The following is a 16,730-nucleotide window of genomic DNA, read 5'->3' as shown; positions in this document are numbered from 1 at the left end:
ATCTCGCGTGCCAGCACCACGTCCTGTCCGGCGGCGCGCGTCCAGGCGAGTTCGCGCGGCGCGGCGGGCAAGGCGGCGATCAGGGCCTGGGGCGAGGCCAGCGGCCCGCCCGCCGCCGCGCCGGCATAGGCCGCGCGGTCCAAGGGCGCAGCCGTGCTGGTGAAGAGCTTCCAGGGGTTCATCGACATCAGCCCGCTGAAGATCCACGTGATGGTGATGGCGGCGAACAGCAAGCCGCTCAGGTGGTGCCAGCGCATCATGGGTTCGCGGTAGGGAGAGCGGCTGCCGCTGGCGTAGGGCCGCGAAAAGCGCCAGCGCAGGAGGCCCACGACGGTGCCCGTCAGCGCCACCAGCACGCCCGCCACCGACAGCCACACCACGATGTCGTGCCACCAGGGGTCCAGTGCGTTGCCCCGAAACGGATACAGCCAGTGGATCCATGCGCCCGCATAATTCCAGACGCGTTCGTTGAACGTGGCGTCCAGCACCACGGCGCCTGTCGCCGACGAGATATACAGCCGCGTCCGGTCGGGGTCGTCCATGTCCACGCGATGCAGCGGCCGGTGTGGCTTGAGCGCGCCGGAATGCGTGTACACGTCTTCCATCACGGCGCCTTGGTAGTGCGCGGCGTACCGGCCGCCGAACCAGGCCATCGCGGCGGCGCGCGCGACCTCGGCATCGGCAGGCGGCAGCAGGGTGCCCGTGGCGGCGTCCACGATCCGGGGCGCCTCGCGCATGCCGCCGGCGACGGAGTAGACCGGCGCGCCTCCCCGGGTGGCGGCCAGGCTCAGCCCGGTGGCGTTGTGGACGTCGGCGCCTGCCGCCGCCAGCGCCTGGGCGGGAGTGACGGCGATGGCGGCGGCATCCAGCGGCGCCAGGTGCGTCAGGCGTTCCTGCGGCGTCAGCTTGGGATAGCCCACGTACATCATCACCACGCCGCTTACGAACCACATGGCGAAGAACAGGCACAGGACAATGCCGGCCCAGCGGTGGATCAGGTACAGCCAGCGCTTGGCGCGGGTGGACAGCGGCGGACCGACGGGGCGGGCGGGCGATCTTGTCGAGGTGGCGCTCATGGCATCTGGATGTCGATCGGTCAAAAGCGGGCCTGTACCGTCAGTTCCACCGAGCGCGGCGCGCCCAGGTAGAACATCGTCGGCGTCGCGTTGGCGGCGTAGACCTTGTCGGTCAGGTTGCGCACGCGGGCCGTCACGTTCAGGTTGCGGTTGATCCGGTGCGACAGCGCCGCGTCGAACACGGTGTAGGACGGCGCCCAGACCGTGTTGGCGGCGTCCGCGTAGGTGCGGCCCACGTAGCGCGCCGCCAGGCTGGCGTTCCAGTCCGGCACGAAGGCGTAGTCCAGCCACACGTTGGCAAGGCGGCGGGGCGTGTTGGTCGGCACGTTGCCATTGCGCGAGACCGCGACGCCGCCCACCGATTGAGAGAAGTCGTCGTACTTCGGATCCACGAAGGCCACGTTGCCTTGCAGGGAAAGCGTGGGCGTCAGTTGCAGGCCACCGGCCAGTTCGATGCCGCGCGCCGACTGCGCGCCGACGGGCACGCTGACGCCGGGGTTGTCCGGGTCGGACGTTGCCATGTTCTTGCGCTTGATTTCATAGACCGACACGGTGGCCGAGCCCCGCCCGTCCCAGAAATTGAACTTGCCGCCCACTTCGGCCTGTGTGCCCGTGGTGAGCTTGTCGTTGTTCAGCACGTCGGCGAACGACGCGGTGGCCAGCAGGCCCGACGGGGGATCCGCCGCCGTGGCGTACTGCGCATACAGCGAGGCTTCGGGGGTGACCTCCCAGTTCACGCCCAGGCGTCCGGTCAGGGGCGAGTAGCGGCGCGACGCGCTGGCGGGTGACGCCGTCGTGACGGCGCGGCGGTTGGTCAGGTCCAGGTCGATGAAGTCCTTGCGCAAGGCCGATACGATCGCCACGCCGGGCAGCACTTCGATGCGGTTCTCCAACGTCAGCGCGACCGTGCGGATGCGGTTGTCGCGGTCGGCGGAATGGCCACGCGTCATGCCGGGGATGTCGTAGAAGTCGCCGGATGAAAAATCGTAGGGGTCCACGGCATCCACCTGGGCGGGCAGGCTGGTGGGATAGCGCGTGATCTTGTTCTGGCTGATGTCGGCGCCGAACGACCAGTCGCTGGGCAGACCGGCAAGCGTCGAACGGACGACGCCTTCCACGCGGTTGCCCAGCAGGCTTTGCTCGTGGCGCTGCAACAGCGCGCCGGACCGTAACACCAGGCTGTTGCCGGCATTGAAGCGATAGTTTTCCAGATTGCGGAAATCGCGTTCGGCGCGGTAGTAGTAGAGCGTGTTCTTGAATGTCAGGTTCGAACCGGCGCGCCATTCGGTCAACGACCGCGCCCACAGCACGGATTGTTCGTACAGGCCGTCGTTGACGTTGTAGTTCTTGAATCGCGTGCCGTCCAGGATGCGGCCCGCGCCCTGCACCACGCCGCCTGCGCCGGTTTTCAGCGGCGTGCCCCAATAGGGGCGGTCCACCTGTTCGCGCTGGTACTCGAAGGCGAAGGTCTGGGTCACGTCGTCGCCCAGATCGGACAGCAGCGAGGCCGCGATCTGGCTGGCGCGGGAATGGTTGCCGTCGACCCAGCCGTGACTCGACCCGGTATTGGCGTCGATACGCAGGTAGTGGCCGCGGCCGCCGGGGTCGCCAGCCAGTTGCTGGTTTAATCCCGCGGAGATCTGGCGGCTGTCGAACGAGCCCAGCCGGAACTGGCCGTCGTAGAAGGTGTCGCGCTGGGGCAGCTTGGTCACGTAGTTGATCGCGCCGCCGACCGCGCCTGCGCCGAACAGGAAGGTCGAGGGGCCTCCGATGGCCTCGACGCGATCGTAGATCCAGCTGTCCACCGGACGCCCGGCAACCGAGTCGTACTGCACCGAAATGCCGTTGAACAATTGCGTGACCTGGCCGCCGGAAAAGCCCCGGTAGCTCACGGCGCCGGCGTTGCCGGGGGGCGAAGCGTTGTCCACGCCGGGGATGCCGCGCGCGATGTCCTGCGTGTTCAGCGATCCGCGGGCGTCGATCTGCTCGCGCGAGATCACCGTGACGCTGGCCGGGGTTTCGCGCAGCGTCAGTCCCAGACGGCTGCCGGTGCTGTCGCGCGCGTCCAGGTTGATCGGGCCGTTGGGGGCGGGGTCGGCCTGCCCGGCGCCGTAGACGGTGGTGGGGGCCAGTGTCTGCACGGCGGGTTCGGTGGTCAGGGCCTGGGCGGAGCCGCTGGCAAGCGCGCCCAGCAGCAGGGTGTAGCGAGTCGTTTTCTTCATGTCTGGAACCGGGGGGCCGGCCGATGCGCCCCGTGCGCCGCCTGGGGGCAGGCGGGCGGCACGGATCACAAGGCCGGTCGCAAGGGTCTGGGTGACGGCACGCGACCGGGCGCGCAAAGCGCGCGGGCGCAATATGCCGGCGGCGAAGACGGGCGGGCGCGGACAGGTTCCGCCATCAGGCGGCCGTGCGGCGCCGGGTCAGTTCGCGGGTGGCGCACGCGGCTGGGCCGCGCTCCAGGCATGGAGGGGATTGGCCGCCAGGAAGAATAGCGGCGGGTAGGTGATGGCGCGGCCGACGGGGGCGGGCACCACCGGCACGGGCGCGGGCAAGATGCCCACATCGGCCTGAGGGTTGCGGCAAAGCGGGCAATGATGGCCGTCGCCATGGGCGTCGGCCTGCGTGTCGTCGCTGCCGTCGTGCTGCACTTCCAGCGTCAGGGTGGACGGCGCTTCGCCTTCGCTGGCGCAGTAGTCGACGCTGATGCGGTGGGCGTGGTGGCCGCCCGGAGACAGGTTCAGGGCATGTGCAAGCGACGGCGCCAACGACGCCCACAGGATCGCGGCAAGCGCGATCCACAAGGTGGGGCGGGTCAGGAAGGAAGCGAAGCACATGGTGCCGGATTATATCGGAGCAGATCGGCGGCCTGCACGCGATATCCCGGCCCGCCTGCGGCATTTTGCCGCAGGCTCAGACGGACAGGTGCCGCCGCACGTCTTCGCCGTCGATGGCGCCGCGGTCGCCGCTGGCCACCACCTCGCCGCGCGACAGCACGACGAACTGGTCCGCCAGTTCCCGGGCGAAGTCGAAGTACTGTTCGCACAGCAGGATGGCGATGTCGCCGCGTTGGCGCAACATGTGGATCACCCGCGCGATGTCCTTGATGATGGACGGCTGGATGCCTTCGGTGGGTTCATCCAGGATGATGAGCTTGGGGTCGGCCACCAGCGCCCGCGCGATCGCCAGTTGTTGCTGCTGCCCGCCGGACAAGTCGCCGCCGCGCCGCGACAGCATGCTTTTCAGCACGGGGAACAACGCGAAGACGTCTTCCCTGATGCGGCGCGCGCGCGCCGCAGGCTGGGTCGCCATGCCCATCAGGATGTTCTCTTCCACGGTCAGCCGGGCGAAGATGTCGCGGCCTTGCGGCACATAGGCAATGCCGCGCGCGGCGCGCTGGTGCGGCGCCAGGCGGGTGATGTCGGCGCCGTCGAACAGGATGCTGCCGCTGGCCACAGGCAGCACGCCCATCACGCATTTCAGCAGAGTGGTCTTGCCCACGCCATTGCGTCCCAGCAGCGCCAGGCATTCGCCCTGGCGCACCGACAGCGATACGCCGCGCAGCGTATGGCTGCCGCCGTAGTATTGGTTGATCGTGCTTACGTCCAGCATGTCAGCGCCCCAGATAGACTTCGATCACGCGCGGGTCGGCCTGCACCTTGCTCATCGGTCCTTCGGCCAGCACCGAGCCTTCATGCAGCACCGTCACCTTGCCGTCGCCCGCGATCTGGTTGACGAAATCCATGTCGTGCTCCACCACCATCAGCGAGTGCCGTCCGCGCAATTCGTTCAAGAGTTCGCCCGTGCGTTCGGTTTCGGCGTCGGTCATGCCGGCGACGGGTTCGTCCAGCAGCAGCAGTTGCGGCTCCTGCATCAGCAGCATGCCGATCTCCAGCCATTGCTTCTGGCCGTGCGACAGCAGGCCCGCCGGCCGCCAGACTTCGGGCCGCAACCGGATCAGGTCCAGCGTCTCGCCGATCTTGTCGGCCTGTTCGCCCGTCAGCCGCGAGAACAGCGTGGGCCGCACGCGCTTGTCCGTCTTCATCGCCAGTTCCAGATTCTCGAAAACGGTGTGCTGTTCGAACACGGTCGGGCGCTGGAACTTGCGGCCGATGCCGGCATGCGCGATCTGCGCCTCGTTCAAGGTCGACAGGTCGATGCTCTGGCCGAAGAAGGCGGTGCCCGACGTGGGCCGGGTTTTTCCGGTGATCACGTCCATCATCGTGGTCTTGCCCGCGCCGTTGGGGCCGATGATGCAGCGCAGCTCGCCCACGCCGATATCCAGCGTCAGGTCGTTCAGCGCCTTGAAACCGTCGAAGCTGACGGTGATGCCTTCCAGGTACAGGATGGCGCCGTGGCTGGTGTCCAGGCCCTTGGGGCTGACGCGGCCGTAGCCGGCGTCGCCGCTGGGGCCGCCGTCCAGCGCGGCGGATTCGATGTGCGTGCTGGTCATGCCTTGTTCTCCTGGAAGCGGGCCGCCACGCGGCGGGCCAGGCCGACGATGCCGGTAGGCAGGAACAGCGTCACCAGCACGAAGATCAGGCCCAGCGCATACAGCCAGTATTCGGGCAGCACGCTGGTGAACCAGGTCTTCAAACCGTTGACCGCGCCGGCGCCGATGATGGGGCCGATCAAGGTGCCGCGTCCGCCGGTGGCCACCCAGATGACCATCTCGATGGAGGTCTCCGTGGACATCTCGCTGGGGTTGATGATGCCCACCTGCGGCACATACAAGGCGCCCGCGATGCCGCACAGCACGGCCGACAAGGTCCATACGAAGAGCTTGAAACCCAGCGGGTCGTAGCCGATGAAGCGCAGCCGGCTTTCGGCATCGCGCACGGCCGTCAGCACGCGGCCCAGCTTCGATTGCGTGACCATTCGCGCCAGCACCAGCGCGCCGGCAAGCGCCGCCAGCGTGATCCAGTACAGCGCGGCGCGCGTGCCGGGCGCGGTGATGTCGAAGCCCAGGATGCGCTTGAAGTCGGTGAAACCGTTGTTGCCGCCGAAGCCGGTGTCGTTGCGAAAGAACAGCAGCATCGCGGCGAAGGTCAGGGCCTGCGTGATGATCGAGAAGTACACGCCCTTGATGCGCGAACGGAAGGCGAAGTAGCCGAAGACGAAGGCCAGCACGCCCGGTACCAGCACCACCAGCAGCATGGCGTACCAGAAGTGTTCGGTGAAGGACCAATACCAGGGGTAGCTTTTCCAGTCCAGGAACACCATGAAGTCGGGCAGATCGCTCTGGTAGACCCCGTCGCGGCCGATGGCGCGCATCAGGTACATCCCGTGCGCGTAGCCGCCCAGCGCGAAGAACAGGCCGTGGCCCAGCGACAGGATGCCGGCGTAGCCCCACACCAGGTCCAGCGCCAGCGCCGCCATCGCGTAGCACATGAACTTGCCCAGCAGTGCCACGGCATAGGCCGACACGTGTAGCGCATGGCCCGGCGGGAACGCGAGGTTCAAGAGCGGCAGCAGCGCAAGCAGGGCAACGGCCACGGCCAGGGCCGTCCAGACGCGGCCCGAAAACAGGGGGCGTCGGGCCAGCAGGTTCAGATCGGTCAGCGCGGTCTGTTTCATTCAACGCTCCGGCCGCGGGGGGCGAACAGGCCTTGCGGCCGTTTTTGGACAAACAGCACGATGAGCACCAGGATGGTGATCTTCGCCATGACGGCGCCCGCGTAGGGCTCCAGGAATTTGTTGACGCCGCCCAGGCCCATCGCGGCGATGACGGTGCCGGCCAACTGGCCCACGCCGCCCAGCACCACCACCATGAAGGAATCGACGATGTAGCCGCGGCCCAGGTCGGGGCCTACGTTGCCCAACTGCGACAGGGCCACGCCGGCCAGTCCGGCGATGCCCGAACCCAGGCCGAAGGCCAGCATGTCCACGCGTCCGGTCGGCACGCCCACGCAGTCGGCCATGCGCCGGTTCTGCGTGATGGCCCGCACGAACAGGCCCAGCCGCGTGTGGTTCAACAGCACCCAAACCAGGAACACCACGAAGAACGCGAAGCCGATGATCACCAGCCGGTTGTAGGTCAGCACCAGTCCGCCCAGCACCGTAATGCCGCCGGACATCCAGCTGGGATTGCCCACTTCCACGTTCTGCGCGCCGAACAGGGTGCGCACGCCCTGCATCAGCATCAGGCTGATGCCCCAGGTGGCCAGCAGCGTTTCCAGCGGGCGGCCGTAGAGCCAGCGGATGACGGTGCGTTCAAGCGCCATGCCGACCAGCGCCGTGACGGCGAAGGCCAGCGGCAGCGCGGCCACCACATACCAGTCCAGCCAGCCCGGCAACCACGCGCGGAACAGGGTCTGCACCAGGTAGGTCACGTAGGCGCCGATCATCAGCAGTTCGCCGTGCGCCATGTTGATGACGCCCATCAGGCCGAAGGTGATGGCCAGACCCAGCGCGGCCAGTAGCAGCACGCTACCCAGGCTGATGCCGTAGAACAGGTTGCCGGCCCATTCGATCGTGGCCAGGTGGCGGTCGATCTGCTTGAGGGCATTGACGGCGGCCTCGCGCACGCCGGCGTCGGGTTCGGCGTACACACCGCCCTGTTCCTGCGTCAGTGCGGCAAGCGTCGGGCGGAAGGCGGCATTGCGCGTCGCACCCAGCAATTCCACGGCATGGCGCCGCTTGGTCGGGTCGGCGCTCTTCAATTCCAGGTTGGCCTGCGCGATCAGCAGCGCGTCGCGCACGGCCTCGTTCTTTTCGGACGCCAGCGCCTTTTCCAGCATCGGCAGGCGCGCGGGGTCGCCCGTCTGCTGCAGCCGGCGCGCGGCGGCCAGGCGTTCGTCGGGCTTGTCCGAGAACAGGCGGGATCCCGCCAGCGCGGCCTCGATGGCGCGGCGCAGGCGGTTGTTGATGCTGACGGTGCCGCTGCCTGCGGGTAGGTCGACGGAGGCGCCGGTCACGGGATCGGTGGCTTGCGTGCCGTCCGCGCCGATCAGCACGCGGCCGTCGGCCGTCGCGTAGAGCTGGTCGTTGCCCAGCGCCTGCAAGACCGCGGCGGCGGCGGGGTCAGGCAGTTGGCCCAACGCGGCAATCGCTTGCAGCTTGGCGTCGGTGTCGTCGCCGGCCAGCGGCGCAAGCAGGGCCGGGTCCACGCCGGCCGCCGCCGCGGGGGCGGCAAGCAGCGGCATGGCAAGCAGCCATGCAAGGAGGGAACGACGCAAGAAGCGTGTGATTGCCGCGATGAGCATGGCTGCTGTTTCCCTTAGAGGCCTTGCTTGCTTTCGTTGCCCGGGATGTACGGGCTCCAGGGTTGGGCGCGGATCGGGCCCTTGCTCTTCCACACCACGTTGAACTGGCCGTCCGCCTTGATTTCACCGATATAGACCGGCTTGTGCAGGTGGTGGTTGGTCTTGTCCATTTCGATGGTGTAGCCGTCAGGCGCGTTGAACTTCTGGCCGCCCATCGCCGCGATCACCTTGTCCACGTCGGTGGTCTTGGCCTGTTCGACGGCCTGCTTCCACATGTGGATGCCGACGTAGGTGGCCTCCATCGGATCGTTGGTCACGACCGTGCCGGCATTGGGCAGGTTCTTGGCCTTGGCATAGGCCTTCCACTTCTTGATGAATTCCTCGTTGACCGGGTTCTTGACGGACTGGAAGTAGTTCCAGGCGGCCAGGTGGCCGACCAGCGGCTTGGTGTCCACGCCGCGCAGTTCTTCTTCGCCCACCGAGAACGCCACGACCGGCACGTCGGTGGCCTTCAGGCCGGCGTTGCCCAGTTCCTTGTAGAAGGGCACGTTCGAGTCGCCGTTGATGGTGGAGATGACGGCCGTCTTGCCGCCCGTGGCGAACTTCTTGATGTTGGCCACGATGGTCTGATAGTCGGAGTGGCCAAAGGGGGTGTAGACCTCGTCGATGTCGCTGTCCTTGACGCCCTTGGAATGCAGGAAGGCGCGCAGGATCTTGTTGGTGGTGCGCGGGTAGACGTAGTCGGTGCCCAGCAGCACGAAGCGCTTGGCGCCGCCGCCGTCTTCGCTCATCAGGTATTCCACGGCGGGGATGGCTTGCTGGTTGGGCGCGGCGCCCGTGTAGAACACGTTCTTCTCCAGCTCTTCGCCTTCGTACTGCACGGGGTAGAAGAGCAGGCCATTGAGTTCCTTGAACACCGGCAGCACCGACTTGCGCGACACTGACGTCCAGCAGCCAAATACCACCGCCACCTTGTCCTGCGACAGCAGCTGGCGCGACTTTTCGGCGAACAGCGGCCAGTTCGAGGCGGGATCCACGACCACGGCTTCCAGCTTCTTGCCCATCACGCCGCCTGCGGCGTTGATTTCGTCGATGGTCATCAGCGCAACGTCCTTCAGCGACGTTTCCGAGATGGCCATGGTGCCCGACAGGGAATGCAGGATGCCGATTTTGATGGTGTCTTCGGCGGCAAGGACCTGCGGCATCCACCCGGACATGGCCAACAGGCTCACGGCGGTCAGTTGCTTCAAGACTAGTCTGCGTTTCATGGTGACTCCTGGATGGAATGTGCCGGCTTGGCCGGCAGGAACGATCTGAACAACACCCGACAACCAGGACTTCAAAGCAAAAGCCGTGCCAAGTCCGCGGGGCATGGCGCGCCGCTGTATGAAGAGGGGGTGTTTACGTGAAGGCGTGCGGCGTTTGGGCGCGGCGGCGTGGCGGTTTAAAACAGTGCCGCATGCACAAAACAGGTGCGCAGCTTGCCCGCTTGCGGTGCGGGCGATGTGAGGGAGCGATGGGGCGGGAACGGGGTTGGGTGACTGCTCCCCGGGGGTTCCAGAGGGAAAGCGAAAAAGCCCGCCAACATGGCACGGCGATTGCTTGGGTATCCGTACTTGTATACAAGAAAGGATTCCAGCATGAATGCCGCAGCAACGCAGAAAATCCCCGTCGGTTGGACGATTGCGCAATGGCAGGCCGCCTATCGTGAAGGCGGCGCGCAGCCCGAGGTGTTGTTGGCCGACTATGCGGCCCCGCCCGAAGGCCCCGCGGACAACGCCTGGATTCAGCGGGTTGACCGCGCCACGCTGGACGAACAGCTGGAAGGGCTGCGTCTGATGCTGGAGGCAGTGGGTGGCGACCTGGCGCGCTTGCCGCTGTATGGCGTGCCGTTCGCCATCAAGGACAACATCGACGCGGCCGGCTGGCCGACGACGGCCGCCTGCCCCGAGTTCGCATACACGCCGGGTGAAGACGCCACCGTCGTGCAGCGGCTGCGCGCGGCCGGCGCCATCCTGGTCGGCAAGACCAACCTGGATCAGTTCGCGACTGGACTCGTCGGCACACGTTCGCCGCACGGTGCGGTGGCCAACACGTTCAACCCCGAGTACGTCAGCGGTGGCTCCAGCTCGGGCTCGGCCTCGGTGGTGGCGCGCGGCATCGCGGCATTTTCGCTGGGCACCGACACGGCGGGCTCGGGCCGCGTGCCGGCAGGTTTCAACAACATCGTCGGCCTGAAGCCGACCAAGGGCTGGCTCAGCACGGCGGGCGTGGTGCCTGCGTGCCGGACGCTGGATTGCGTGTCGATCTTTGCGCTGACGGTGGCTGACGCTGAACACGTGGCCGACGTCGCGGGCGGCTTTGACGAGCGCGACCCGTATTCGCGCGCCATGCCGGCCGGCGCATCGCTGCCGTGGCCCGCGGCGCCCCGGATCGCAATCCCCGCCACGCTGGAATTCTTTGGCGACGCCGAAGCCGCCGCCGTGTTCGAAGACGCCGTGCGCGCGCTGAAAGACACGGGTGCGCACGTGGAAGCGATTGACTTCACCTCCTTCAATGAACTGGCCGCGCTGCTGTATCAAGGCCCGTGGGTGGCCGAGCGCTTCGCGGCCGTTGAAGCCGTGTGGAAAGCCACGCCAGAGGTCATCAACCCTGTTGTGCGCGGCATCGTCGAGCAGGCGGCGAACTACAACGCCGTGGACGCGTTCAAGGCCGAGTACCGCCGCGCGGAACTGACGCGCCAGATTCATCAAGCCTTGGCGAGGTTCGACGCGCTGGTCGTGCCGACGTCGCCGTCCATCTACACCATTGCCCAATTGCAGGACGACCCGGTCACGCTGAATTCGCGGCTGGGCGTGTACACCAACTTTGCCAACCTGGCGGACTTGTCGGCGTTGGCGGTGCCGGCGGGCATGCGCAGCGATGGCTTGCCGTCGGGAATCACGCTGATCGGCCTGGCCTGGCAAGACCGGGCGCTGGCGCAGTTTGGACGCCTGTGGCAGGCGCAACGCGGCCTGCCGCTGGGCGCAACCGGTGTGCCGTTGCCCGTGGGCGTGGATGCCGCCAGGCCGCCTGCCGACACCGTGCGCGTAGCGGTGGTGGGTGCGCACCTGACCGGCATGCCGCTGAACCATCAACTGACCTCGCGCCACGCCGTGTTGGTGGAAAGGACGCGCACGGCGGATGACTACCGCCTGTATGCGCTGGCCAACACCACGCCGCCCAAGCCGGGGCTGGTCAAGTCCGAGTCTGGCGCACCGATTGAAGTGGAGCTGTGGGATGTGCCGGTGACGGCATTCGGCGCGTTTGTGGCCGAGATTCCCGCGCCTTTGGGCATCGGCACGCTGGAGCTCGAAGACGGCCGGTTGGTCAAGGGCTTCATCTGTGAGCCGCGTGGCCTGGACGGTGCGCGCGACATCACCGCTTTCGGCGGCTGGCGCGCCTACCTGGGCAGCCTGAGTGCTGCCCGCTGATCTCCGATAACCCTGTACGCATGACACCTGGGAGCCGCATCGTGTTCGATACCGTTCTGATTGCCAACCGCGGCGAGATCGCCGTCCGCGCCATCCGCACCCTGAAGCGGCTGGGCATCCGTAGCGTGGCCGTGTATTCCGACCCGGACCGCAATGCCGCGCATGTGCGCGAGGCCGACGTGGCCGTGGCGCTGGGAGGCGAGAAGGCCGCCGACAGCTATCTGCGCATGGACTTTTTGCTGGCCGCCGCGCGCGAGCATGGCGCGCAAGCCATCTATCCTGGCTATGGCTTTCTGTCTGAAAGCGCCGAATTTGCGGATGCTTGCGAAGCAGCAGGCATCGCCTTTGTCGGCCCCACGCCCTTGCAGATCCGCGAGTTCGGTTTGAAGCATCGTTCGCGCGAATTGGCGGCGCAAGCGGGTGTGCCGATGACGCCCGGCACCGGCCTGTTGGCCAGCCTGGGCGAAGCGCTGTCGCAGGCCGAACGCATCGGCTACCCGGTGATGCTAAAGAGCACGGCGGGCGGGGGCGGCATCGGCTTGTCGCGCTGCGAGAACGAGGCCGAACTGACGGTGGCGTTCGACAGCGTGCAGCGCATGGGCGAACATTTTTTCCGGGATGGCGGCGCGTTCATTGAACGCTATGTGGATAACGCGCGGCACGTGGAAGTGCAGATTTTTGGCGATGGAGCGGGCCGCGTGCTGGCGCTGGGCGAACGCGATTGCTCGGTGCAGCGGCGCAATCAGAAAGTCATCGAGGAAACGCCGGCGCCCTTGTTGCCGGCGACGACCCGCGCAGCGCTGTTGGCGGCCGCCGTGCAACTGGGCGAGTCCGTGAACTACCGCTCGGCGGGCACCGTGGAGTTCATCTACGACCCCGCGCGCGACAGCTTCTATTTCCTTGAGGTCAACACGCGCTTGCAGGTGGAGCACCCGGTGACCGAAGCCGTCACCGGGCTGGACCTGGTGGAATGCATGCTGCGCGTGGCGGCGGGCGAAGCACTCGATATCGAGGCGATGTCGCGCGCGCCGCAGGGCGCCTCCATTGAAGTGCGCCTGTACGCCGAAGACCCGCTGCGCCAGTTCCAGCCGTCGCCGGGCGTGTTGACGGAAGTGTTCTTCCCCGGGGGCGTGCGGGTCGATGGCTGGGTGGCCACCGGCACCGACGTGCCCGCGTTCTACGATCCCATGCTGGCCAAGCTGATCGTGCATGCCGACACGCGCGACGCCGCGCTGGACAAGCTGGCGGACGCCTTGGCGCGCACCCGCTTGCATGGGATTGCGACCAACCTGGATTACCTGCGCCAGATCGTCGACGACGAACGTTTCCGCGCGGGCAAGCTGTCCACGCGCTTTCTCGAAAGCTTCGCGTACCGGCCTGCGGCCATCGAAGTGCTGGAAGCCGGCACCTACACCAGCGTGCAGGATTACCCGGGGCGCGCCGGCTATTGGGATATCGGCGTGCCACCCTCAGGCCCGATGGATGACTACGCGTTTCGCGTGGCCAACCGCATCGTCGGCAACGCGCCGGATGCGGCCGGCATCGAAGCCACGCTCGTCGGACCCACGCTGCGCTTTCACGGCGACGCTATCGTGGCGCTGACGGGCGCTGAATGCGCCGCCACGCTGGACGGCGAACCGGTGCCGATGTGGCAGCCCATCGCGGTGAAGTCGGGGCAGGTGCTGGCCACCGGCCGCGCGCTGTCGGGGTGCCGCAGCTATCTGGCCGTGCGCAACGGCCTGGACGTGCCGGTCTATTTGGGCAGCCGTTCGACCTTTGCCTTGGGCCAGTTCGGCGGACACGCCGGCCGCACGCTGCGCGTGGGAGACATGCTGCCGGTGGTGCGCCCGGAGCTGGGTGGCCAGATCGCCACGCCGCCCGTGGCGGAGCCGCAAGGCGTGCCGGCCGATTTGATTCCCGCCTATGGCAACACCTGGGAAATCGGCGTGCTCTACGGTCCGCATGGCGCGCCAGACTTCTTCCAACCTGAAGCCATCGAGACTTTCTTCGCGGCGGACTGGGAAGTGCACTACAACTCGAACCGTTTGGGCGTGCGACTGATCGGCCCCAAGCCTACCTGGGCGCGCGAGAACGGCGGCGAAGCCGGCTTGCACCCGTCCAACATCCACGATTGCGAATACGCGATTGGCAGCATCAACTTCACGGGCGACAGCCCTGTGATTCTGACGCGCGACGGCCCCAGCCTGGGCGGCTTTGTTTGCCCCGTCACGATTGCGCGCGCCGAGTTGTGGAAGGTGGGCCAGGTGAAACCGGGCGACCGCATCCGCTTTGTGCGCATTGACTATCCGCAGGCCGTGGCGCTGGAAGCCGCGCAGGACCAAAGCGTGGCGGCCTTGTCGTCCGTGGCGCCCACTGCGACGCCGCCGTCACCGGTGCCGGCGACGGTGTCAGAGACGATTGTTGCCGCGCTGCCGGCGCAAGGCTCGCGCCCGTCGGTGTCCTACCGTCAGGCCGGTGACGGTTATCTGCTGCTGGAGTACGGCGACAACGTGCTCGACCTGGCGCTGCGCATGCGCATCCATTTGCTGATGGAAGCGCTGAACGCCGACCCCATCGCGGGCGTGCAGGAGCTGTCGCCGGGCGTGCGTTCGTTGCAAATCCGTTATGACAGCCGCCAGATTCTGCAAGGCGCGCTGATCGCGCGGCTGCTGGACATCGAAGCCGGGCTGGCCGATGTGGCCACGCTGAAGGTGCCGACGCGTGTGGTCTACCTGCCGATGGCGTTTGAGGATTCGGCAACGCTGGGTGCCGTGCAGCGTTATCAAGAAACCGTGCGCGCCAGCGCGCCCTGGTTGCCGAACAACGTGGACTTCATCCAGCGCATCAACGGGCTGGCCAGCCGCAACGACGTGCGCGACATCGTGTTTGACGCCAGCTACCTGATCATGGGCCTGGGCGATGTGTATCTGGGCGCGCCCTGCGCGGTGCCGATCGACCCGCGCCATCGTCTGTTGACGTCCAAGTACAACCCCGCGCGCACCTTCACGGCCGAAGGCACGGTGGGCATCGGCGGCGTGTACATGTGCATCTACGGCATGGACTCGCCCGGCGGCTATCAACTGGTGGGCCGCACCTTGCCCATCTGGAACAAATTCCTGAAGAACCCCGTGTTCCAGGACGGCAAGCCGTGGCTGCTGCGCTTCTTTGATCAGGTGCGCTTCTATCCGGTGACCGAGGCCGAGCTCGACGTGCTCCGCGAAGACTTCCGCGAAGGCCGCGCCACGGTGCGCATCGAAGAAGAGGTGTTCGATTTCGCCGCGCACCAGCAGTTTTTGGCCGAGCAGGCGGACAGCATCTCCGTGTTCCAGACGCGCCAGAAGAGCGCCTTCGACGCCGAAGTGGCCTTGTGGAAAACCGAGGATGTGATGGCGGAGCAGACCGCCGTCGAACCGGAAGCGGAAGCCGAGACGGCGTTGCGTGATGGCGAACGCCTGGTTAGCGCCGACATGTGCGGCAACATCTGGAAGATTCCCGTCCAGGTGGGGCAGAGCGTGTCGGCGGGCGACACGTTGGTGGTGGTGGAAGCCATGAAGATGGAGCTATCCGTCATCGCGCCGTCTTCGGGTATCGTCACCGCGATCCGCTGCGTGCCGGGCAAACCGGTCAACGCGGGCGACCCGCTGGTGGTGCTGGCGGAAGACGCGACCTGCACCGTGGCGGGATGATGCGTCTGGAATCCGTGCAGGTGAGCCCGGCAATCCGGCAGGCGCCAGCGCTTGCCGGGTCGCTGGCTGATCAGGTCTATCAGCGCATCAAGGACGACCTGTTCGACTTCCGCATGCTGCCCGGAGAACGCTTCACCGAGGCGGATCTGGTGGCGCGTCTTGGAGTCAGCCGTACGCCGGTGCGGCTGGGCCTGGCGCGGCTTGAACGCGAAGGCTTCGTGCTGGCGCGCCCGCGCAGCGGCTGGCAGGTGCGGCCGTTCGACTTCGAGCGCTTCGAGGCCCTGTACGACGTACGCGTGGTGCTGGAGCAGGCGGCGGTGGATAAGCTGTGTGCGCGCGAACACATGGATGAGTCCGGCATTCTGGGCGCGTTGAAAGACGTGTGGCTGGTGCCGCCGCCACAACGCATTCTGGACGGCCGGCTGGTGGCGCAGCTGGATGAGGCGTTCCATTGTTCATTGGTGGCGGCCGCCGGCAACCCGGAGATGACGCAGATCCACCGAGACGTGACAGAGAAAATCCGGATTGTGCGGCGGCTGGACTTCACCAAGGATTTCCGCGTGGATGCCACCTACGATGAACACGCTGCGATCCTGCGCGCGGTGCTCGCGCGCCGGGGCGACGAGGCGGCGCGGATGCTGCGTTCGCATATCGAGATGAGCAAGGCCGAGGTGCGCAAGATCACGCTGCACATGCTGCACGAGGCCAGGGAAAACGGGCGGGGGTGATGACCACTCACCCCTGCAACTGCTTATAGACCTCTTGCGACACGCGTTGCAGCTCATCCCGGCTGACGGCGCCCGATAGCGCGTAGCCGAACTGTCCTTCGACCCAATAGAAAACCCGCACCGGGCCTTCCTGCGTGAATTGGAAGGCGGTCTGGCCGCCTGCGGCTTCGCGGGTCACATAAAGGGTCAGACGCTGACCGTCGGCCGCCCCGTACATGAACTGCGCCACCGGGCCCGAACCGCCCGGCAACAAGCGTCCTCCCACCAGTTCATAGCCCGCCTGCGACAGCGACGGCGCACGCACCGGCGCGCCCATGCGCTTGGTCAGCCAGGTGACCAGGCCTTTTTCGTTTTCGGCGCTGACTTCGACCGGGCGGCCCATGTCAGGCGCATAGACGGCGTGGGCGATGGCGGCGCGCTGGGCGTAGCCGCCGGCAGCGCGGTCCGGGCTCGCGGTGGCCAGCACGGTTTGCAGATGGCGCGCGTCCATCGCGCCGCGGGTGATCCATGCCGCGCTGGCGCTGACGGCGGCGATCGCCACGCTGGCCGCCAGTGCGCGCCAGGG

Annotated in this window: 12 protein-coding genes; 3 read left to right on the top strand and 9 right to left on the bottom strand. The window is 67.0% G+C overall.

The annotated features are described in order from the left end of the window. The 8 genes from HG262_RS29305 to urtA form a co-directional block, all read right to left on the bottom strand. Positions 1–1,076 (bottom strand): PepSY domain-containing protein (locus tag HG262_RS29305; protein WP_169274345.1); only part of this gene is annotated, 1,076 nt, incomplete at its 3' end. Between the two features lie 20 nt (positions 1,077–1,096). Further along, the gene (locus tag HG262_RS29300) at positions 1,097–3,298 is read right to left on the bottom strand and encodes a TonB-dependent receptor (protein WP_169274344.1); all 2,202 of its coding nucleotides are present in this window, start codon (positions 3,296–3,298) and stop codon (positions 1,097–1,099) included. A 198-nt stretch (positions 3,299–3,496) separates the two neighbouring features. After that, positions 3,497–3,910, bottom strand: a complete 414-nt coding sequence (locus HG262_RS29295) for a DUF2946 domain-containing protein (protein WP_169274343.1) — start codon at positions 3,908–3,910, stop codon at positions 3,497–3,499. Between the two features lie 76 nt (positions 3,911–3,986). Further along, positions 3,987–4,685: an urea ABC transporter ATP-binding subunit UrtE gene (urtE, locus tag HG262_RS29290; RefSeq protein WP_169274342.1), complete on the bottom strand. Its 699-nt coding sequence runs from the start codon at positions 4,683–4,685 to the stop codon at positions 3,987–3,989. Position 4,686: 1 nt separating this feature from the next. Further along, positions 4,687–5,526, bottom strand: coding sequence for an urea ABC transporter ATP-binding protein UrtD (gene urtD, locus HG262_RS29285; RefSeq protein WP_169274341.1), 840 nt, complete (start codon positions 5,524–5,526; stop codon positions 4,687–4,689). Further along, positions 5,523–6,650: an urea ABC transporter permease subunit UrtC gene (gene urtC / locus HG262_RS29280; protein WP_169274340.1), complete on the bottom strand. Its 1,128-nt coding sequence runs from the start codon at positions 6,648–6,650 to the stop codon at positions 5,523–5,525. The genes urtD and urtC overlap by 4 nt, the downstream gene beginning before the upstream one ends. Next, positions 6,647–8,278 carry an urea ABC transporter permease subunit UrtB gene (gene urtB, locus HG262_RS29275; protein ID WP_169274339.1) on the bottom strand — a complete coding sequence of 544 codons (1,632 nt, stop codon included), beginning with the start codon at positions 8,276–8,278 and terminating at the stop codon, positions 6,647–6,649. Before urtB ends, urtC begins: the two co-directional genes overlap by 4 nt. Positions 8,279–8,292: 14 nt before the next feature. After that, entirely contained in the window at positions 8,293–9,546 is a 1,254-nt protein-coding gene (urtA, locus tag HG262_RS29270; RefSeq protein ID WP_169274338.1) for an urea ABC transporter substrate-binding protein, read from the bottom strand. Between the two features lie 372 nt (positions 9,547–9,918). Here urtA and atzF point away from each other — a divergent pair, with 372 nt between their 5' ends. Genes atzF through HG262_RS29255 form a run of 3 tightly spaced genes read left to right on the top strand, consistent with a single transcriptional unit; the run spans position 9,919 to position 16,165 of the window. After that, positions 9,919–11,751 (top strand): allophanate hydrolase, encoded by a 1,833-nt coding sequence (gene atzF / locus HG262_RS29265; protein ID WP_169274337.1) that lies wholly within the window; start codon positions 9,919–9,921, stop codon positions 11,749–11,751. Positions 11,752–11,792: 41 nt separating this feature from the next. Then, positions 11,793–15,437, top strand: coding sequence for an urea carboxylase (gene uca, locus HG262_RS29260; protein ID WP_169274336.1), 3,645 nt, complete (start codon positions 11,793–11,795; stop codon positions 15,435–15,437). Beyond that, positions 15,434–16,165: a GntR family transcriptional regulator gene (locus HG262_RS29255; protein WP_169274335.1), complete on the top strand. Its 732-nt coding sequence runs from the start codon at positions 15,434–15,436 to the stop codon at positions 16,163–16,165. Before uca ends, HG262_RS29255 begins: the two co-directional genes overlap by 4 nt. A gap of 7 nt (positions 16,166–16,172) precedes the next feature. On the opposite strand, the gene HG262_RS29250 is transcribed toward HG262_RS29255, so the two are convergent. Continuing rightward, positions 16,173–16,730 (bottom strand): anti-sigma factor (locus tag HG262_RS29250; protein ID WP_169274334.1); only part of this gene is annotated, 558 nt, incomplete at its 5' end.

It is taken from the genome of Achromobacter sp. Bel (assembly GCF_012928505.1).
Classification (GTDB): Bacteria; Pseudomonadota; Gammaproteobacteria; order Burkholderiales; family Burkholderiaceae_B; genus Achromobacter.
This window is presented reverse-complemented; position numbering and strand designations above follow the sequence as displayed.

Excerpts from the sequence above, each read along its gene's own strand:
- urtC (WP_169274340.1), bottom strand. The coding sequence starts at position 6,650 with ATGAAACAGACCGCGCTGACCGATCTGAACCTGCTGGCCCGACGCCCC.
- urtD (WP_169274341.1), bottom strand. The coding sequence starts at position 5,526 with ATGACCAGCACGCACATCGAATCCGCCGCGCTGGACGGCGGCCCCAGC.
- atzF (WP_169274337.1), top strand. The coding sequence starts at position 9,919 with ATGAATGCCGCAGCAACGCAGAAAATCCCCGTCGGTTGGACGATTGCG.
- urtB (WP_169274339.1), bottom strand. The coding sequence starts at position 8,278 with ATGCTCATCGCGGCAATCACACGCTTCTTGCGTCGTTCCCTCCTTGCA.
- HG262_RS29295 (WP_169274343.1), bottom strand. The coding sequence starts at position 3,910 with ATGTGCTTCGCTTCCTTCCTGACCCGCCCCACCTTGTGGATCGCGCTT.
- HG262_RS29300 (WP_169274344.1), bottom strand. The coding sequence starts at position 3,298 with ATGAAGAAAACGACTCGCTACACCCTGCTGCTGGGCGCGCTTGCCAGC.
- urtA (WP_169274338.1), bottom strand. The coding sequence starts at position 9,546 with ATGAAACGCAGACTAGTCTTGAAGCAACTGACCGCCGTGAGCCTGTTG.
- HG262_RS29255 (WP_169274335.1), top strand. The coding sequence starts at position 15,434 with ATGATGCGTCTGGAATCCGTGCAGGTGAGCCCGGCAATCCGGCAGGCG.
- urtE (WP_169274342.1), bottom strand. The coding sequence starts at position 4,685 with ATGCTGGACGTAAGCACGATCAACCAATACTACGGCGGCAGCCATACG.